At 56.4% G+C, this 19,929-nt stretch carries 13 protein-coding genes; all 13 read left to right on the top strand.

Annotation, left to right across the window (positions count from 1 at the left end; translation table 11 throughout):
* The first annotated feature begins 172 nt into the window (after positions 1-172).
* The 13 genes from HU143_RS06485 (at position 173) to bamB (ending at position 19,822) form a co-directional block, all read left to right on the top strand.
* Complete coding sequence (locus HU143_RS06485) at positions 173-5,107, top strand: alpha-2-macroglobulin family protein (protein ID WP_023227032.1); 4,935 nt, start codon at positions 173-175, stop codon at positions 5,105-5,107.
* On the top strand, positions 5,108-7,423 hold the full coding sequence (gene pbpC, locus HU143_RS06490; RefSeq protein WP_023227033.1) for a peptidoglycan glycosyltransferase PbpC: 2,316 nt from the start codon (positions 5,108-5,110) through the stop codon (positions 7,421-7,423). It begins immediately after the preceding gene.
* 155 nt (positions 7,424-7,578) lie between these two features.
* On the top strand, positions 7,579-9,957 hold the full coding sequence (locus tag HU143_RS06495; protein ID WP_023227034.1) for a DMSO/selenate family reductase complex A subunit: 2,379 nt from the start codon (positions 7,579-7,581) through the stop codon (positions 9,955-9,957).
* The gene (locus HU143_RS06500; protein WP_000077436.1) at positions 9,954-10,583 is read left to right on the top strand and encodes a DMSO/selenate family reductase complex B subunit; all 630 of its coding nucleotides are present in this window, start codon (positions 9,954-9,956) and stop codon (positions 10,581-10,583) included. The genes HU143_RS06495 and HU143_RS06500 overlap by 4 nt, the downstream gene beginning before the upstream one ends.
* Positions 10,576-11,385, top strand: a complete 810-nt coding sequence (locus tag HU143_RS06505) for a dimethyl sulfoxide reductase anchor subunit family protein (RefSeq protein ID WP_001748975.1) — start codon at positions 10,576-10,578, stop codon at positions 11,383-11,385. The genes HU143_RS06500 and HU143_RS06505 overlap by 8 nt, the downstream gene beginning before the upstream one ends.
* Positions 11,385-12,248, top strand: a complete 864-nt coding sequence (locus HU143_RS06510; protein WP_023227035.1) for a 4Fe-4S dicluster domain-containing protein — start codon at positions 11,385-11,387, stop codon at positions 12,246-12,248. Before HU143_RS06505 ends, HU143_RS06510 begins: the two co-directional genes overlap by 1 nt.
* Positions 12,249-12,368: 120 nt before the next feature.
* Positions 12,369-12,800, top strand: coding sequence for a nucleoside-diphosphate kinase (gene ndk / locus HU143_RS06515; RefSeq protein ID WP_000963846.1), 432 nt, complete (start codon positions 12,369-12,371; stop codon positions 12,798-12,800).
* Positions 12,801-13,006: 206 nt separating this feature from the next.
* Positions 13,007-14,173 (top strand): bifunctional tRNA (adenosine(37)-C2)-methyltransferase TrmG/ribosomal RNA large subunit methyltransferase RlmN, encoded by a 1,167-nt coding sequence (locus HU143_RS06520; protein ID WP_000003206.1) that lies wholly within the window; start codon positions 13,007-13,009, stop codon positions 14,171-14,173.
* 291 nt (positions 14,174-14,464) lie between these two features.
* Positions 14,465-15,469 (top strand): cytoskeleton protein RodZ, encoded by a 1,005-nt coding sequence (rodZ, locus tag HU143_RS06525; RefSeq protein ID WP_001090890.1) that lies wholly within the window; start codon positions 14,465-14,467, stop codon positions 15,467-15,469.
* Positions 15,470-15,495: 26 nt separating this feature from the next.
* Positions 15,496-16,614, top strand: a complete 1,119-nt coding sequence (gene ispG, locus HU143_RS06530; RefSeq protein WP_000551804.1) for a flavodoxin-dependent (E)-4-hydroxy-3-methylbut-2-enyl-diphosphate synthase — start codon at positions 15,496-15,498, stop codon at positions 16,612-16,614.
* A 110-nt stretch (positions 16,615-16,724) separates the two neighbouring features.
* Positions 16,725-17,999: a histidine--tRNA ligase gene (gene hisS, locus HU143_RS06535; RefSeq protein ID WP_001107146.1), complete on the top strand. Its 1,275-nt coding sequence runs from the start codon at positions 16,725-16,727 to the stop codon at positions 17,997-17,999.
* A gap of 13 nt (positions 18,000-18,012) precedes the next feature.
* Entirely contained in the window at positions 18,013-18,633 is a 621-nt protein-coding gene (locus HU143_RS06540) for a YfgM family protein (protein WP_000409190.1), read from the top strand.
* A 10-nt stretch (positions 18,634-18,643) separates the two neighbouring features.
* Positions 18,644-19,822 carry an outer membrane protein assembly factor BamB gene (gene bamB / locus HU143_RS06545; RefSeq protein WP_001177072.1) on the top strand — a complete coding sequence of 393 codons (1,179 nt, stop codon included), beginning with the start codon at positions 18,644-18,646 and terminating at the stop codon, positions 19,820-19,822.
* Positions 19,823-19,929: the final 107 nt, after the last annotated feature.

Here is a 19,929-nt window from a genome sequence, read left to right on the forward strand (position 1 = left end):
TCGGACGTTTCCCGAAAAGGGACAAGTAGAAGAGGCTGTTTTGGCTGGCGAAACCACATTTCTGCGTAAAATTTTCGCATCATCACAGTAATACGGACTTACACAATAAAATTTCTCGCGCATAATATCTCATCAACCGTTGCTGACAGGCCGTTAAGGCCAGGGATGAAAGATGAAACATTTACGCGTGGTGGCCTGCATGATCATGCTGGCGCTGGCGGGATGCGATAACAACGATAAAACCGCCCCGACGACTAAAAGCGAAGCGCCAGCCGTAGCGCAGCCCTCGCCCGCAAAAGACCCGTCACAGCTACAAAAGCTGGCGCAGCAAAGCCAGGGCAAAGCGCTCACGCTATTAGACGCCTCCGAAGCGCAGCTCGACGGCGCGGCGACGCTGGTGCTGACGTTTTCAATTCCTTTAGATCCTGAACAGGATTTCTCCCGTGTGGTTCACGTGGTTGATAAGAAAAGCGGCAGCGTTGACGGCGCATGGGAGCTGGCGCCAAATTTAAAAGAGCTAAGGTTACGTCATCTGGAACCTGAACGCGTGCTGGTGGTCACGGTTGATCCCGCCGTTAAAGCGCTGAATAACGCCACCTTCGGCAAGTCTTATGAAAAAACGATTACCACGCGTGATGTCCAGCCCAGCGTCGGATTTGCCAGCCGGGGATCGCTGCTACCGGGGAAAATCGCGGAAGGACTGCCGGTCATGGCGCTTAACGTCAACCACGTTGATGTGAACTTTTTCCGCGTTAAGCCCGGATCGCTGGCGTCATTTGTCAGCCAGTGGGAGTACCGTAGTTCTCTCTCTAACTGGGAGTCCGACAATCTGCTGAAAATGGCGGATCTGGTTTATACCGGTCGTTTTGATCTTAATCCGGCGCGCAATACGCGTGAGAAACTGCTGCTGCCATTAAGCGATATTAAGCCGCTGCAACAGGCGGGCGTATATGTGGCGGTAATGAATCAGGCTGGACACTACAACTATAGTAATGCCGCTACGTTGTTTACCCTTAGCGATATCGGCGTGTCCGCGCACCGTTACCATAATCGGCTGGATATCTTTACGCAAAGCCTGGAAAACGGCGCGGCGCAGTCGGGAATTGAGATCGTTCTTCTGAATGATAAAGGGCAGACGCTGGCGCAGGCGACGAGCGACGCGCAGGGGCATGTGCAACTGGAGGCTGATAAAGCGGCGGCGCTATTACTGGCGCGTAAAGAGGGGCAGACCACGCTGCTTGATCTCACGCTTCCGGCTCTGGATCTGTCGGAATTTAATGTCGCTGGCGCGCCCGGCTACAGCAAGCAGTTCTTTATGTTCGGCCCGCGCGATCTCTACCGACCGGGCGAAACGGTTATCCTCAACGGATTACTGCGCGATAGCGACGGTAAAACGCTGCCCGATCAACCCGTTAAGCTGGAAGTGGTAAAACCAGACGGACAGGTGATGCGTACCGTCGTCAGCCAGCCGGAAAACGGGCTATACCGTTTGAATTATCCGCTGGATATCAACGCGCCGACCGGCTTGTGGCATGTCCGCGCCAACACCGGCGATAATTTGCTGCGGAGTTGGGATTTCCACGTGGAAGACTTTATGCCGGAGCGGATGGCGCTCAACCTGACGGCGCAAAAAACACCTCTGGCGCCTGCGGATGAGGTGAAATTCTCCGTTGTCGGCTATTACTTGTATGGCGCGCCTGCTAACGGCAATACCCTGCAAGGGCAACTTTTCCTGCGTCCGCTGCGCGACGCTGTCGCGGCATTGCCTGGCTTCCAGTTCGGCAATATTGCTGAAGAGAATCTTTCGCGCAGCCTGGACGAAGTTCAACTGACGTTGGATAAAGGCGGACGTGGTGAAGTGAGTGCTGCCAGCCAGTGGCAAGAAGCGCATTCGCCGCTGCAGGTAATTCTACAGGCCAGCCTGCTGGAGTCTGGCGGTCGTCCGGTCACTCGTCGCGTAGAGCAGGCGATTTGGCCTGCCGATACGTTACCGGGAATTCGTCCACAGTTCACCGCCAAAGCGGTATACGACTACCGTACGGATACCACCGTTAATCAACCGATTGTCGACGAAGACAGCAACGCCGCATTCGATATTGTTTACGCCAACGCGCAGGGCGAGAAAAAAGCGGTGTCCGGTTTACAGGTGCGGCTCATCCGCGAGCGTCGCGACTATTACTGGAACTGGTCGGAAAGCGAAGGCTGGCAGTCGCAGTTTGATCAAAAAGATCTGGTGGAGGGTGAGCAGACGCTGGATCTGAACGCGGATGAAACCGGAAAAGTCAGCTTCCCGGTGGAATGGGGCGCGTACCGTCTGGAGGTCAAAGCGCCGAATGAGACGGTCAGCAGCGTTCGTTTCTGGGCCGGCTATAGCTGGCAGGATAACAGCGACGGTAGCGGCGCGGCGCGTCCGGATCGCGTCACCCTCAAACTGGATAAAGCGAATTATCGTCCAGGCGACACCATGAAATTGCATATTGCCGCGCCGGTCGCCGGTAAAGGTTATGCGATGGTGGAGTCCAGCGATGGTCCGCTGTGGTGGCAGGCGATCGACGTGCCGGAGCAGGGGCTGGAGCTCACGATTCCGGTGGATAAAACCTGGAATCGCCACGATCTCTATCTCAGTACGCTGGTGGTGCGTCCCGGCGATAAATCTCGTTCCGCGACGCCAAAACGCGCCGTGGGGTTACTACACCTACCGCTGGGGGATGAAAACCGCCGCCTCGATCTGGCGCTGGAAAGCCCGGCTAAAATGCGCCCGAATCAGCCGCTCACCGTCAGGGTGAAAGCCAGCGTTAAACACGGCGAAATGCCAAAACAGATCAACGTGCTGGTCTCCGCGGTCGATAGCGGCGTATTGAATATCACCGATTACGCGACGCCGGACCCGTGGCAGGCGTTCTTCGGTCAAAAACGCTACGGTGCGGATATCTACGATATTTACGGCCAGGTCATTGAAGGGCAGGGGCGGCTGGCGGCGTTGCGTTTTGGCGGCGATGGCGACGACCTTAAGCGCGGCGGAAAACCGCCGGTAAACCATGTCAATATCATCGCGCAGCAGGCGCAGCCGATCACGCTCAATGAGCAGGGCGAAGGGGTCGTAACGCTGCCGATTGGCGACTTTAACGGCGAACTGCGGGTTATGGCGCAGGCATGGACAGCGGACGATTTTGGTCGCGGCGAAAGCAAAGTCGTTGTCGCCGCGCCAGTGATTGCCGAGCTGAATATGCCGCGTTTTCTGGCGGGAGGGGATGTTTCGCGACTGGTGCTGGACGTCACCAATCTGACCGACCGCCCGCAGACGCTGAATATTGCGCTCGCCGCCAGTGGGTTACTGGAGCTGCTTAGCCAGCAGCCGCAACCGGTCAACCTGGCGCCGGGCGTGCGCACTACCTTATTCGTTCCGGTACGCGCGCTGGAAGGTTTTGGCGAAGGCGAAATCCAGGCGACCATTAGCGGTCTGAATCTGCCGGGAGAAACCCTCGACGCGCAGCATAAGCAGTGGCAAATCGGCGTGCGTCCGGCCTGGCCTGCCCAAACGGTAAATAGCGGCATTGCGCTGGCGCCGGGAGAGAGCTGGCATGTACCAGAGCAGCATCTGGCAAACGTCTCGCCAGCCACGTTACAGGGACAACTGCTGTTAAGCGGAAAACCGCCGCTCAATCTGGCGCGCTACATTCGCGAGCTGAAAGCATATCCGTACGGGTGCCTGGAACAAACCACCAGCGGGTTATTCCCGGCGCTGTATACCAATGCCGCTCAATTGCAGTCGCTCGGTATTACCGGCGATAGCGATGAAAAACGGCGCGCCGCGGTGGATATCGGCATCTCCCGGATACTACAGATGCAGCGTGATAACGGCGGTTTTGCGCTATGGGATGAAAATGGGGCGGAAGAGCCCTGGCTAACGGCCTACGCAATGGATTTCCTCATTCGCGCGGGCGAGCAGGGATATAGCGTCCCGCCGGAGGCCATTAACCGGGGCAATGAGCGACTGCTGCGCTATCTGCAGGATCCCGGCACGATGCTGATTCGTTATAGCGATAATACCCAGGCCAGTACTTTTGCCGCTCAGGCTTACGCCGCGCTGGTACTGGCGCGCCAGCAGAAAGCGCCGCTCGGCGCGCTGCGCGAAATCTGGGAGCGCCGTAGTCAGGCGGCTTCAGGACTGCCGCTGATGCAATTGGGCATCGCGTTAAACACGATGGGTGATGCCAGACGCGGCGAAGAGGCCATTACGCTGGCTCTGAATACGCCGCGTCAGGACGAACGGCAATGGATGGCGGATTACGGCAGTTCTCTGCGCGATAACGCTCTGATGTTGTCGTTACTGGAAGAGAACAACCTCAGACCGGACGCGCAAAACGCGCTATTAAGCTCGCTTTCTGAGCAGGCCTTCGGTCAGCGCTGGCTCTCTACCCAGGAGAACAATGCCTTGTTCCTCGCCGCGCATTCGCGACAGGCCAGCGCGGGCGCCTGGCAGGCGCAGACCTCGTTAGAGGCGCAGCCGCTGTCGGGCGACAAGGCGCTGACCCGTAATCTGGATGCTGACCAGCTGGCCGCCCTTGAGGTGACGAACACCGGTAGCCAGCCGCTATGGCTGCGTCTGGATAGCAGCGGCTATCCCTCATCTGCGCCTGAGCCTGCCAGCAACGTTTTGCAGATTGAACGACAAATACTGGGGACCGATGGTCAGCGCAAATCGCTGTCCTCGTTGCGTAGCGGCGAACTGGTGCTGGTCTGGTTAACGGTAGTGGCCGATCGCAATGTGCCGGATGCGCTGGTGGTGGACCTGCTCCCGGCCGGGCTGGAGCTGGAAAACCAGAATCTGGCTGACAGCAGCGCCAGCCTGCCGGAAAGCGGTAGCGAAGTGCAAAATCTGCTTAATCAGATGCAGCAGGCGGATATTCAGTATATGGAATTCCGCGACGATCGGTTTGTGGCTGCCGTCGTTGTCAATGAGGGCCAGCCCGTGACGCTGGTCTACCTGGCGCGCGCGGTAACGCCGGGGACGTACCAGCTTGCGCAATCGCAGGTGGAATCGATGTATGCGCCTCAGTGGCGGGCAACCGGCGCGAGCGAGGGGCTGCTGATTGTGACGCCTTAAATGAACGGTTGGCGTGGTAAACGTGGCCGCTGGCTGTGGCTGGCGGGCGCGCCGTTTTTTATTCTCCTGGCGTTATGGGCGGCGGATAAACTCTGGCCGCTGCCGCTCAATGAGGTCCATCCTGCGCGGGTCGTGGTCGCCCATGACGGTACGCCGCTGTGGCGCTTTGCCGACGCCGGGGGGATCTGGCGTTATCCGGTGACGATTGAAGAGGTCTCTCCCCGTTACCTGGAGGCCTTAATCAATTACGAAGATCGCTGGTTCTGGCAGCACCCTGGCGTTAACCCTTTTTCCGTCGCGCGCGCGGCATGGCAGGATCTTACCGCCGGGCGCGTTATTTCCGGCGGCAGTACGCTGACTATGCAGGTGGCGAGGCTTCTGGACCCGCATTCGCGCACGTTCGGCGGTAAAATCCGCCAGCTTTGGCGCGCCCTCCAGCTTGAATGGCATTTGTCCAAGCGCGATATCCTGACGCTGTACCTGAACCGCGCGCCGTTCGGTGGCACGCTACAGGGTATTGGCGCTGCAAGCTGGGCCTACTTCGGCAAGCCGCCCGCGCGCCTGAGCTACGCTGACGCGGCGCTGCTGGCCGTATTGCCGCAGGCGCCGAGCCGGTTACGCCCCGACCGCTGGCCTGCGAGAGCCGAAGCGGCACGGAATAAAGTGCTGGATCGGATGGCGGAGCAGGGCGTCTGGCCTGCCGAAACGGTACGCGAGTCGCGTGAAGAGCCGGTCTGGCTGGCGCCGCGTCAAATGCCGCAACTGGCGCCGCTTTTTGCCCGAATGATGTTGAGTAAAAGCCGGAGCGACAAAATTGTGACCACGCTGGACGCCGGATTGCAGCGGCAACTGGAAGATCTGGCGCGGGCATGGAAAGGGCGGCTGCCTGCACGCAGTTCGTTGGCGATGATCGTCGTCGATCATACCGATATGAGCGTGCGCGGCTGGGTAGGATCGGTAGACCTTAATGACGACAGCCGTTTTGGTCATGTCGACATGGTAACGGCGATCCGATCGCCGGGATCGGTACTCAAACCCTTTGTGTACGGTCTGGCGCTGGATGACGGCTTGATCCATCCCGCATCATTATTACAGGACGTTCCGCGCCGCACCGGAGATTACCGCCCGGGAAACTTCGACAGCGGATTTCACGGCCCGGTCAGCATGAGCGACGCGCTGGTACGCTCGCTGAATCTGCCTGCCGTTCAGGTACTTGAAGCCTATGGGCCGAAACGATTTGCGGCAAAACTGCGTAACGTCGGCCTGCCGCTATATTTGCCTGCTGGCGCGGCGCCCAATCTTTCGCTGATTCTGGGCGGCGCGGGCGCGCGGCTTGACGAGATGGCGGCGGCATACAGCGCGTTCGCTCGTCATGGGAAAGCGGCGAAACTACGGTTACAGCCGGACGATCCGCTGTCGGAAAGACCATTAATGTCGCCGGGAGCGGCGTGGATCATTCGACGGATTATGGCGGATGAAGCGCAACCCTTGCCGGATAACGCGCTGCCGCGCATTGTGCCGTTGGCGTGGAAAACCGGCACCAGCTACGGCTATCGCGATGCGTGGGCTATTGGCGTTAACGCGCGCTATATCATCGGCATCTGGACAGGCAGACCCGACGGCACGCCTGTGGTGGGGCAATTTGGTTTTGCCAGCGCGGTGCCATTGCTTAACCAGGTCAATAATCTGTTACTGGCGCATACGGGACGCCTGCCGGAAGATCCGCGTCCGCAGACGGTAAGCCGCGGCGTCATTTGCTGGCCGGGCGGACAGACTCTGCCTGCCGGAGACAGCAACTGTCGCCGCCGACTGGCGACATGGCTGCTCGATGACAGCCAGCCGCCCACGCTGCTGTTACCTGAGCAGGAAGACATCAACGGTATTCGTTTCCCGGTCTGGCTGGATGATACGGGGCGGCGTGTCGCTGCCGACTGTCCGCAGGCGCGTGCGCATACGTTTATCGTCTGGCCGCGGCCGCTGGAGCCGTGGCTGCCGCCTGCGGAAAGACGTAGCGCCCGCTTGCCCGCGGCGTCCGACCACTGTCCGCCGCTACAGGGCAATGATGCCGCGCCGTTAATGCTGTCAGGAGTGAGGGATGGCGCGGTGATCAGGCAATTGCCAGGCCAGGAAAACGTTACGCTGCCCGTCTCGACTACCGGCGGTAAAGGGCGTCGCTGGTGGTTTTTAAATGGCGAACCTGTTAATGGCGAAAATAATCGCCTTTCTTTATTAATAAATATCGCTGGACGTTATCAACTTGTCGTAATGGATGAGTCCGGTCAGGTTGCAGCGGTTAATTTTGAATTAATACGTTAACCATTCTCCAAAATAGATTATCAATTCCTTTTAATTTAAGCTTAATGATAATTGTTAATTATTACTGGATCATACATAACCGGAGAGCTTGATAAATATCAAGAGAACCAACGCATAAAAACGTGAGAATGGGTTTTTATTTGACGAGTCGGATCATGAAAAATATAAAAAGCCAGGGAAATGGCGAACAGCCTGCTATTTCTCGCCGCCACTTTATCCAGGCCAGCTCCGCGCTTATTGCGTTACCGTTTGTCTCCTCGCCAGCTATCGCTCAGGCGCGCGCTGTGACGGCAACTGAAAACAGGCCTGCGGAAAAAGTCGTTCAGACATGCAGCACTTTTGACTGCGGGGGCAAATGCGATATTCGGGCGCATGTTAGTGACGGTATCGTGACGCGAATTTCAACGCGACCGGATAATGCGCTGGATGCGCAAATGCCGGTGATGCGTGCCTGTGTTCGTGGACGCGCATACCGTAAATTTGTTTATCATCCTGACAGACTTAAATATCCCATGAAGCGCGTAGGAAAACGCGGTGAAGGAAAGTTCGAGCGAATTTCCTGGGATGAAGCGACAACCTTAATCGCCGATAATTTAAAATCGATTACTGAAAAATATGGCCCGGCTTCGCGCTATGTTCATGTTGGTACCGCCGTTTCCGGCGGCACCTTTTCCGGCGATAAAATGGCGCGTCGCCTGCTGAATCTTACCGGCGGCTATCTCGAAAGCTACCATTCGGTGAGTATGGGCAACACGGTAGCCGCGACGCCCTATACTTACGGCGCTGCCGCCAGCGGCAGTTCGCTGGATACGCTTTTGGACACCAAACTGGTGATTCTGTGGGGCCATAACCCGACGGAGACCATTTTTGGTCATACCAACTATTTCTTGCAGAAGATGAAGCAGAACGGTACGCGGTTTATCGTGGTCGATCCGCGCTATTCCGACACCGTTTCCTCGCTGGCGGATCAGTGGATCCCACTGTTGCCCACCACCGACAATGCGCTGATGGACGCGATGATGTACGTCATCATCAGCGAGAATCTGCACGATCGCGCATTTATTGCGCGCTACGCTATCGGTTTTGACGAAGACTCAATGCCGGAAGGCGTACCGGCTAACGAATCGCTGGTGGCGTATCTGACCGGCGTCAAAGACGGTGTCGTTAAGTCCCCCGAGTGGGCAGAAAAGATCACCCATGTGCCGGCGCAAACCATTCGCCAGTTAGCGCGTGATTACGCGAATACCAAACCTGCCGCGTTGATTCAGGGGTGGGGGCCACAGCGCCACAACTGCGGCGAGCGCACCGCGCGCGGCTCGACCCTGCTGGCAACCATTACCGGTAATGTCGGCATCAAAGGCGGTTGGGCTGCGGGTTACGGCGGCTGCGCTAACCGTAAATTCGCCGTGGGTCCGGAGATGCCGGATAACCCGGTAAAAGCCAAAATTTCGGTGATGAACTGGGTGCAGGCCGCAGACGACGCCAGCAAAGTGACGCCGGATATGGGGCTGAAAGATGCCGATAAGCTGGACAGTAACATCCGTATTCTGTTCTCGCTGGCCGGGAACTATCTGGCGAATCAGAACCCCGATCTGCACCAGGCGGTACGCGTACTGGAGGATGAATCAAAGATCCAGTTTATTGTCGCCAGCGATCTGTTCATGACGCCGAGCGCGAAATACGCCGATCTACTGCTGCCGGAAACCAGCTTTATGGAACGCTGGAACATCGGTGAAACCTGGGGCACGGCAAGCTACCTGATACTCTCTGAAAAACTGATCGAGCCTGAATTTGAGCGTCGCTCCGACTACGACTGGCTACGTGAGGTGGCGGCGAAATTAGGCATTGAGAATGAATTTAGCCAGGGGCGCGATGAGAAAGCGTGGATTGAACACATCTGGGAACAGACGCGCCTGGCGATGCCGGACGAAAATCTTCCGGATTTTGCCACGCTGCAAAAGACCCGTCAGCATCTGTTCAAAAGCGCGCCATTTATCGCCTTTGAAGACAATATTCGCGATCCGGACAATCATCCGTTCCCGACGCCGTCAGGGAAAATAGAGATCTTCTCGAAGCGCCTGTACGACATGCAGCATCCGGAAATCCCGGCGTTATCGCACTACGTTCCCGCGCATGAAGGCCCGGAGGATGCGCTGGCGAAAGATTTTCCGCTCCAGTTAATCACGTGGAAAGGAAAAAACCGCGCCAACTCAACGCAATACGCTAACCCGTGGCTGATTGAAGTGCAGCAGCAGACATTGTGGATCAACCCGCAGGATGCGCAAACGCGCGGCATTACGCATGGCGATATGGTGCGCATTCATAACTCACGCGGAATTTGCGAAATCCCGGCGGAAGTGACGCCGCGCATTATTCCCGGCGTTGTCGCGATGCAGGCCGGCGCCTGGTGGCAGCCGGATGAGAACGGTATTGATAAAGGCGGCTGTGCGAACGTCCTCAGCTCGGCCCGTATTACCGCCCTGGCGAAGGGAAATTCACATCAAACCATGCTGGTGGAGGTGGCTAAAGCATGAGTCAGTTTACACATTACCCGCCGGTGAGCGATAAACAACTGGGGTTTTTCATCGACTCCTCACGCTGCTCCGGTTGTAAAGCCTGCCAGGTGGCCTGCAAAGACAAAAACAATCTGGAAGTAGGCCGTCGTTTCCGCCGCGTCTATGAAGTCAAGGGCGGAAGTTTCATCCCTACCGGGCAGGGCGGGGTCAGCAATAACGTATTTGCTTATACGCTTTCTATTTCCTGCAACCACTGTGCGGACCCTGTCTGCACCAAAAATTGCCCGACTACCGCTATGCATAAACGCCCGGGCGACGGCATTGTGCGCGTTGATACCGACAAATGCGTCGGCTGTGGCTATTGCGCCTGGTCCTGCCCTTACGGCGCGCCACAGCTTAACGAGCAGACCGGCCAAATGTCCAAGTGCGACATGTGCGTTGATTTACTGGCGAAAGGTGAACCGCCCGTCTGTGTCGCGACCTGTCCGCTGGAGGCCATCAAGTTTGGCCCGATTGATGAACTGCGCGCGAAGTACGGTAGCGTATGCGACGTTAACGGGCTGCCAGATTCATCAATAACCAAACCTAATCTGGTTGTCAAAGCGCATCAGGGCGCAGAAAAAGAGGGTAAACGCCATGCATGAGTTACCGCTGCTGATTTTTACGCTCTGTTTGCAAGGGTCTGTGGGTGTGACTCTGTGGCTGGCGTTGGGCCGCCAGTACGCCGTAGAGGGACGGGTGCCTGCACACGGCGCGCTTCCCGCGATGGCGGGGGCGTTTGTACTGGCCTGCGTAGGGCTGCTTGCTTCAGCGCTACACATGGGCTATCCCCTGAATGCGCTAAATGCGTTACGTCATGTCGCCAGTTCGTGGCTGAGTCGCGAAATCGTCTTTGCCAGCCTTTATCTGGCGGCGCTGGGGCTAGGGGTTGTGCTGCTGTTTTTCCGAAAGCCAGGCTGGCAGCCGCTGCTGGCGCTGGCGGCAGCGTTCGGGCTGGTGGATGTATTCTGCATGGCGCAGGTTTATATCCATGCCTCGGTGGCGACCTGGCAGCATAGCAACACGCTGGCGCTGTTCTTTGGCACGTCAGGCATTATCGGCTCGGTAGTCATTGCGCTGGCTTATCTGCGCAACGCTGGCGCCGCAATGCGCTGCGCTGTGGTGGTGGTCGCACTGATGGTGCTGATTCGCCTGATCATGCAGCCGCTATGGTTGGCGGATATTAATGCAGTGGATACGACGGTCGTCACTTTCCCGCATCATCCGCTACAGGCGCTGGCGCAGTTGCGCGACATCTATCTTCTCGGCTGGTGTGTCTCAGCGGCGGGAATGCTCTGCTTTGCCGCAGGCGGTCTGCGAAACGCCAGAGGGACTCTGGTGGCGGGCAGCGTATTGCTGCTTCTCGGCGAGATTATGCTGCGCTACGTCTTCTTTAGTATTGGCTGATGGTTAACCTGACGATCGATCCGGCGGTAGACGTGACGCAGGCCTGCGTCCGTCGTCGCTTTCGTTTTTCTTCCTGCCGCGCTTGCGCCGATGTTTGTCCGGCGCAGGCGTTTTCACTGGCGCAGGGGCAGGTCAGCATAGATACGACGCGCTGCATAGCCTGTGGCGACTGTCTGTTTGTCTGTCCTGTTGACGCCATTATCGGTATCAAACCGGTTAAACGCTTTGTGCAGGGGGATACGTTGGTGGGGCCGTTTTCGCTACAGGCGCCAACGGTCGATGAACTGCTTCTCTGGCACAGCCAGTACGGTATTCGCTTTATTGATATTGCGGTGGAGCGATCGGCGCAGTGGCTGATGGCGTTGGCGGGGCTAAATTTAGCGCTGCGCCGCTACGGCGAGCCGGGCTGGTCTTTCAAACATGTTGTCGGCGCGGAGATTAACGCCTCGCGGCGCACTCTGTTTCATGTTCCGCGCGACGCCATTACCCCGTGCGCCGTCGAGCCGGGGAAACGGCGTCTCAGACAGGCGTTTTCCGCGTTCAGCGAATGCGTACCCGAAATCAGTCCGCAAGAGTGCAGGATGTGCGGCGCCTGCTGGCGAAGCTGCCCGGAAAACGTTATCCAGTTTGACGACGACACGCTGACGATAGCGGCGGCGCGTTGTACGGGATGCGGCGGCTGTGCGGCGGTATGTCCGCATCAGGCGCTGCGGCTGCGGTTTGACGTGGAACCCGCCTCAACGCGGCATAGTGCGGTGCATACGCTCACCTGCGAAAGCTGCAAACGTACTTTCCATGCTCTCACGCCTGAACACACGCACTGCGTGCTGTGTCAGTCCCCTGAGTTTGCTGTGCGCCTTTAACTTTTGTTGCTAATGCTCATTTTATTTTAAAAAAATGTTACCTGCATCCATAGGCAATTGATGGGATGCTCTTTATAATCCGCGCCTGACATAACAACAGAACATATTTCAGAGGTAAACATGGCTATTGAACGGACTTTTTCCATCATTAAACCCAACGCGGTGGCAAAAAACGTTATTGGCAGCATCTTTGCGCGCTTTGAAGCTGCAGGGTTCAAAATTGTTGGCACTAAAATGCTGCACCTGACCGTTGAGCAGGCGCGCGGCTTCTATGCTGAGCACGACGGCAAACCGTTCTTTGACGGTCTGGTGGAGTTCATGACCTCTGGCCCTATCGTGGTATCCGTGCTGGAAAGTGAAAATGCGGTGCAGCGTCACCGCGATCTGCTTGGCGCCACCAATCCGGCGAACGCGTTGGCGGGTACGCTGCGCGCCGACTACGCTGATAGCTTAACTGAAAACGGCACCCACGGTTCGGATTCGCTGGAATCCGCGCAGCGCGAAATCGCCTTTTTCTTCGGTGAAGGCGAAGTGTGCCCGCGCACCCGTTAATCTCCTTCGTCTTTCACGCTGTAAATGCGTTGGCGATAAATTATCGGTTCAAATATTATTTTTGCTAATGCCGCGTGCAGACGTGGCATCCTTACGCCAGAATTTGTACAATGCAGCGCCCCCGGACGAGCAGTAAGCTTACCGGGGCGTTTCTTTTTTCAACCCTCCAGGGGCCATAACGTGTAATAACGAGGCCGGAATAGCATATGTCTGAACAAATTGTCACACCTGAAAGCAGTACCCCGGTAGTTCTTAACAACGAAACAAAAATCAACCTGCTGGATCTCAACCGTCAGCAGATGCGCGAGTTTTTTAAAAACTTAGGTGAAAAGCCTTTCCGCGCCGATCAGGTGATGAAATGGATGTATCACTATTGCTGCGATAATTTTGATGAGATGACCGACATCAACAAAGTGTTGCGCGGCAAATTAAAAGAGGTCGCGGAAATCCGCGCGCCGGAGGTCGTTGAAGAGCAGCGTTCCTCAGACGGCACCATTAAGTGGGCGATTGCTGTCGGCGATCAGCGCGTTGAAACGGTCTACATCCCGGAGGATGACCGCGCTACGCTGTGTGTCTCTTCACAGGTAGGATGCGCGCTGGAGTGCAAGTTTTGTTCAACTGCGCAGCAGGGCTTTAACCGCAACCTGCGCGTATCGGAAATTATCGGTCAGGTCTGGCGTGCGGCGAAAATCGTCGGCGCGGCCAAAGTCACCGGCCAGCGTCCGATCACCAACGTGGTCATGATGGGGATGGGCGAGCCATTGCTTAACCTGACCAATGTCGTACCGGCGATGGAAATTATGCTCGATGACTTTGGTTTCGGCCTGTCCAAACGTCGTGTCACGCTCTCAACGTCAGGCGTGGTGCCTGCGCTGGATAAACTGGGCGATATGATAGATGTCGCGCTGGCTATCTCCTTACATGCGCCGAATGACACTATTCGCGACGAAATCGTCCCGATCAACAAAAAATACAATATCGAAACGTTCCTGGGCGCGGTTCGCCGCTATCTGGAGAAATCCAACGCCAATCAGGGGCGCGTGACGATTGAATACGTAATGCTTGACCACGTTAACGACGGCACTGAACACGCGCATCAACTGGCGGAGCTACTAAAAGAGACGCCTTGTAAGATTAATCTGATTCCGTGGAACCCGTTCCCTGGCGCGCCGTATGGCCGCAGCTCTAACAGCCGTATCGATCGCTTTTCTAAGGTTTTGATGAGTTATGGTTTCACGACCATCGTACGCAAGACGCGTGGCGATGACATTGATGCGGCATGCGGACAGTTGGCTGGCGATGTGATTGACCGTACCAAACGTACCCTGCGTAAGCGTATGCAGGGAGAGGTGATTGACATCAAGGCTATTTGATAGCAGTTGCGCCACGGGGCATTCATTATACCGTGGCGCAATGTCAGTTGAATAATGTCTGGCGTTGTACTTGTCTGGTCAATAATAACGGTGCGTTTTTGTCGACTTTAAGGCAGTATGTAATGGTGCAACAAGAGTTTAGCCTTGTGTCTTAGCGGTTTTGTCATCTGCGGCCTGACAGGCTTATACTGTCTGACTAAGGTTAACTAACCTGATGTTTCGCGGTGTGGGCGGGCATTACGGCTCGTCGGCGCCTGAATCCTAATTTACACGTACCTGTAGCTGTAGCGAATGAATACTGAAGCCACGCACGACCAAAATGAAGCACAAACCACCGGCGTTCGTCTGCGCAATGCCCGTGAACAACTCGGACTCAGCCAGCAGGCTGTCGCTGAGCGACTTTGCCTGAAGGTTTCTACGGTACGCGATATTGAAGAAGATAAGGCGCCGTCCGATCTTGCTTCAACCTTCCTGCGCGGATATATCCGCTCATATGCGCGTCTGGTGCATGTTCCAGAAGAGGAACTGCTGCCGGGGCTGGAAAAACAAGCTCCGCTGCGCGCCGCTAAAGTCGCCCCGATGCAGAGTTTCTCATTAGGAAAGCGTCGTAAAAAACGCGACGGCTGGTTAATGTCTTTTACCTGGCTGGTACTGTTTGTGGTCGTAGGGCTGACCGGCGCCTGGTGGTGGCAGAACCACAAGGCGCAGCAGGAAGAGATCACAACAATGGCCGATCAAAGCACGGCTGAACTGAACGCAGATAAAGACAGCGGCCAAAGCGTACCGCTGGACACCGGTGCCGCGACAAGCCAGGATACGACGCCAGCGCAAACGGCTCCGGCGCCTGCGACGCCGGTTGATTCGACGGCGGCGACGCAAACGCCAGCGCCAACGGCGGCGGCAACGCAAAATACGGTAGTCGCGCCTTCGCAGGCGAATGTCGATACGGCTGCGACATCTGCCGCGCCAGCGGCAACGGAAACGCCGTCCGCGCTGCCGACCAGTCAGGCTGGCGTAGCGGCGCCTGCTGCCGATCCGAACGCGCTGGTGATGAATTTTACCGCTGACTGTTGGCTCGAAGTCACTGACGCCACGGGTAAAAAACTGTTTAGCGGTATGCAGCGTAAAGATGGCAATTTAAACCTAACCGGTCAGGCGCCTTATAAACTTAAAATTGGCGCGCCGGCCGCGGTGCAGATCCAGTATCAAGGAAAACCTGTCGATCTGAGCCGCTTTATCAGAACTAATCAGGTTGCGCGTCTGACCCTTAATGCCGAACCGACACCGGCGCAGTAACAGACGGGTAACGCGGGAGATTTTTCATGCATAACCAGGCTCCGATTCAACGTAGAAAATCGACACGTATTTACGTTGGGAATGTGCCGATTGGCGATGGCGCCCCCATCGCCGTCCAGTCGATGACTAATACGCGTACCACTGACGTGGAAGCGACGGTTAATCAGATCAAAGCGCTGGAGCGCGTTGGCGCAGATATTGTTCGTGTTTCTGTACCGACCATGGACGCCGCCGAAGCGTTCAAGCTTATCAAACAGCAGGTTAACGTCCCGCTGGTTGCCGATATTCACTTCGACTACCGCATTGCGCTGAAGGTGGCGGAATACGGCGTTGACTGCTTGCGTATCAACCCCGGCAATATCGGTAACGAAGAACGCATTCGCATGGTGGTGGACTGCGCGCGCGACAAAAACATCCCTATCCGTATCGGCGTAAATGCCGGATCGCTGGAAAAAGATCTGCAGGAAAAATACGGTGAGCCGACCCCGCAGGCGCTGCTGGAATCAGCCATGCGCCATGTCGATCATCTCGATCGTCTCAACTTTGATCAGTTCAAAGTGAGCGTAAAAGCGTCCGATGTATTCCTTGCCGTTGAGTCTTATCGTTTGTTGGCTAAACAGATCGATCAGCCGCTGCATCTGGGGATCACCGAAGCGGGCGGCGCGCGTAGCGGGGCGGTCAAGTCGGCGATCGGTTTAGGTCTGCTGTTATCGGAAGGTATCGGCGACACGCTGCGCGTATCGTTGGCGGCCGACCCGGTGGAAGAGATCAAAGTCGGTTTCGATATTCTGAAGTCGCTGCGCATTCGCGCGCGCGGCATCAATTTCATCGCTTGCCCGACCTGTTCTCGCCAGGAGTTCGACGTTATCGGCACGGTGAACGCGCTGGAGCAGCGTCTGGAAGATATCATCACCCCGATGGACGTCTCGATCATCGGTTGCGTAGTGAACGGGCCGGGCGAAGCGCTGGTATCGACGCTGGGCGTGACGGGCGGCAATAAGAAAAGCGGCCTGTATGAAGACGGCGTGCGTAAGGACAGACTCGATAACGACGATATGATCGCGCAGCTTGAATCCCGTATTCGCGCGAAAGCAAGTCAACTTGATGAAGCGCGTCGGATTGACGTGTTGCAGGTTGAAAAATAAGAACGTGATGGGAAGCGGCGCGCTTCCCGTGTATGATTGAACCCGCATGGCTCCCGGTTCGTTCGGGGAAGCGCTGAGGGTTCATTTTTATATTCAGAAAGAGAATAAACGTGGCAAAAAACATTCAAGCCATTCGCGGCATGAACGATTATCTGCCTGGCGAAACCGCCATCTGGCAGCGCATTGAAGGCACACTCAAAAACGTGCTCGGCAGCTACGGTTACAGTGAAATCCGCTTGCCGATTGTAGAGCAGACCCCGTTATTCAAACGCGCGATCGGTGAAGTTACTGACGTGGTTGAAAAAGAGATGTACACCTTTGAGGATCGCAACGGCGATAGCCTGACATTGCGCCCTGAAGGTACGGCGGGCTGTGTACGCGCCGGCATCGAACATGGTCTCCTGTACAATCAGGAACAGCGTTTGTGGTATATCGGGCCGATGTTCCGTCATGAGCGTCCGCAAAAAGGCCGCTACCGTCAGTTCCACCAGCTAGGTGCCGAAGTCTTTGGCTTACAAGGCCCGGATATCGACGCGGAACTGATTATGCTGACCGCACGCTGGTGGCGCGCGCTGGGCATCTCTGAACACGTTAGCCTGGAGCTGAACTCTATTGGTTCCTTAGAGGCGCGTGCGAACTATCGCGATGCGCTGGTCGCGTTCCTCGAACAGCATCAAGAGACGCTGGACGAAGACTGCAAACGCCGCATGTATACCAATCCGCTGCGCGTGCTGGATTCAAAAAATCCGGACGTACAGGCGCTGCTCAACGACGCGCCCGCTCTCGGCGACTATCTCGATGACGATTCACGCGAGCACTTTGCCGGCCTGTGTAAATTGCTGGACGCGGCGGGAATTGCCTACACCGTCAACCAGCGTCTGGTACGCGGTCTGGATTACTACAACCGCACCGTATTTGAATGGGTAACAAACAGTCTGGGGTCACAAGGCACCGTCTGTGCGGGTGGTCGTTATGACGGTCTGGTGGAACAACTGGGCGGTCGCGCTACCCCGGCAGTGGGCTTTGCGATGGGCCTGGAACGACTTGTTTTGTTAGTTCAGGCAGTTAATCCGGAATTTATTGCCTCTCCTGTTGTCGATATATACCTGGTAGCTGCCGGCGCACAAACGCAGTCTGCGGCAATGACGCTGGCGGAGCGGCTGCGCGATGAAATGCCAGGCGTGAAGCTAATGACAAACCACGGCGGCGGCAACTTTAAGAAACAGTTTGCCCGCGCCGATAAGTGGGGCGCCCGTATTGCACTGGTTCTTGGCGAATCTGAAGTCGCCGATGGGACTGTTGTAGTGAAGGATTTGCGCTCCGGTGAGCAAACGGCAGTGGCGCAGGACAGCGTTGCCGCGCATTTGCGCACTTTATTGGGCTAAGGAGAAGGACAGCGTGGAAATTTACGAGAACGAACACGACCAGGTGGATGCGATTAAACGCTTCTTTGCCGAAAACGGCAAAGCGCTGGCTGTCGGAGTGATTTTAGGGGTTGGCGCGCTGGTTGGCTGGCGTTACTGGAGCAGCCATCAGACGGAGTCCGCGCGTGCTGCTTCTCTGGCGTATCAAAATGCGGTGACAGCGGTAAGCGCCGATAAGCCGGATAGCATTCCCGCCGCTGAAAAATTCGCGGCTGAGAATAAAAATACCTATGGTGCGCTGGCGTCTATGGAACTGGCGCAGCAGTTTGTGGATAAGAATGAACTTAAAAAAGCCGAAGCCCAGTTGCAGCAGGGGTTGGCGGCCACCAGCGATGAAAATCTCAAAGCGGTGATTAATCTGCGTCTCGCTCGCGTTCAGTTGCAGCTTAAGCAAGCCGACGCCGCGCTGAAAACTCTGGATGCCGTTAAAGGCGAAGGATGGACAGCCATTGTCGCTGATTTGCGCGGCGAAGCGTTGCTGAGTAAGGGTGATAAAAAAGGCGCGCGCAGCGCATGGGAAGCGGGCGTCAATAGCGATGCTTCTCCGGCGTTGAGCGAAATGATGCAGATGAAAATCAATAATTTGTCCATCTGAGAGGGACCCGATGCAATTGCGTAAATTACTTCTGCCAGGGTTGCTTTCCGTTACCCTGCTCAGCGGCTGTTCACTGTTTAGCGGCGAAGAAGATGTCGTCAAGATGTCTCCATTACCGCAGGTTGAAAACCAGTTTACCCCGACCACTGTCTGGAGCACCTCTGTCGGTAACGGAATTGGCGAATTTTATTCTAACCTTCATCCGGTAATGGCAGATAACGTGGTCTATGCAGCCGATCGCGCGGGCGTGGTAAAAGCGCTTAATGCGGATGATGGCAAAGAGATCTGGTCTGTGAATCTGGGCGAGAAAGACGGCTGGTTCTCTCGTTCGTCCGCGCTGTTGTCCGGCGGCGTCACTGTCGCGGGCGGTCACGTCTATATCGGCAGTGAAAAGGCCGAGGTTTATGCGCTGAATACCAGCGACGGTACCACAGCATGGCAGACGAAGGTCGCAGGCGAAGCGTTGTCTCGCCCGGTTGTCAGTGATGGAATCGTCCTTATCCATACCAGCAACGGTCAGTTGCAGGCGCTAAATCAGGCGGATGGCGCCATTAAATGGACGGTGAACCTGGATATGCCTTCGCTGTCGCTGCGCGGCGAATCTGCGCCGGCAACCGCGTTCGGCGCGGCTATCGTTGGTGGTGATAATGGCCGCGTCAGCGCCGTGCTGATGCAACAAGGGCAGATGATTTGGCAGCAGCGTATCTCCCAGGCCACTGGCCCAACGGAAATTGACCGTCTGAGCGACGTCGATACCACGCCGGTTGTGGTAAACGGCGTCGTTTACGCGTTGGCGTATAATGGTAACTTAACGGCGCTGGATCTGCGCAGTGGTCAGATTATGTGGAAACGCGAGCTGGGGTCGGTCAATGACTTTATCGTCGACGGCGACCGTATCTACCTGGTCGATCAGAACGATCGCGTGCTGGCGCTGACCACTGACGGCGGCGTAACGCTGTGGACGCAAAGCGATCTGCTGCACCGTTTGCTGACCTCCCCGGTACTGTATAATGGTGATTTAGTCGTCGGCGATAGCGAAGGTTATCTGCACTGGATTAATGTCGATGACGGGCGTTTTGTGGCCCAACAAAAAGTAGACAGTTCTGGTTTCCTGACCGAACCGACGGTGGCGGATGGTAAACTGCTCATCCAGGCCAAAGACGGTACGGTCTACGCGATTACGCGTTAATCGTCACGGTTGTGCGTTTTAAAAAACGGCTCCTGGTGTAGGGGCCGTTTTCCTGTTTTTAACAACGGCGTAAAAATGACGCGCGTTGTCTGATGATTTTTTAAATG

This window comes from Salmonella sp. SJTUF14076, from assembly GCF_015534835.1.
Lineage (GTDB): Bacteria > Pseudomonadota > Gammaproteobacteria > Enterobacterales > Enterobacteriaceae > Salmonella > Salmonella enterica.

Excerpts from the sequence above, each read along its gene's own strand:
- HU143_RS06485 (WP_023227032.1), top strand. The coding sequence starts at position 173 with ATGAAACATTTACGCGTGGTGGCCTGCATGATCATGCTGGCGCTGGCG.
- pbpC (WP_023227033.1), top strand. The coding sequence starts at position 5,108 with ATGAACGGTTGGCGTGGTAAACGTGGCCGCTGGCTGTGGCTGGCGGGC.
- HU143_RS06495 (WP_023227034.1), top strand. The coding sequence starts at position 7,579 with ATGAAAAATATAAAAAGCCAGGGAAATGGCGAACAGCCTGCTATTTCT.
- HU143_RS06500 (WP_000077436.1), top strand. The coding sequence starts at position 9,954 with ATGAGTCAGTTTACACATTACCCGCCGGTGAGCGATAAACAACTGGGG.
- HU143_RS06505 (WP_001748975.1), top strand. The coding sequence starts at position 10,576 with ATGCATGAGTTACCGCTGCTGATTTTTACGCTCTGTTTGCAAGGGTCT.
- HU143_RS06510 (WP_023227035.1), top strand. The coding sequence starts at position 11,385 with ATGGTTAACCTGACGATCGATCCGGCGGTAGACGTGACGCAGGCCTGC.
- ndk (WP_000963846.1), top strand. The coding sequence starts at position 12,369 with ATGGCTATTGAACGGACTTTTTCCATCATTAAACCCAACGCGGTGGCA.
- HU143_RS06520 (WP_000003206.1), top strand. The coding sequence starts at position 13,007 with ATGTCTGAACAAATTGTCACACCTGAAAGCAGTACCCCGGTAGTTCTT.
- rodZ (WP_001090890.1), top strand. The coding sequence starts at position 14,465 with ATGAATACTGAAGCCACGCACGACCAAAATGAAGCACAAACCACCGGC.
- ispG (WP_000551804.1), top strand. The coding sequence starts at position 15,496 with ATGCATAACCAGGCTCCGATTCAACGTAGAAAATCGACACGTATTTAC.
- bamB (WP_001177072.1), top strand. The coding sequence starts at position 18,644 with ATGCAATTGCGTAAATTACTTCTGCCAGGGTTGCTTTCCGTTACCCTG.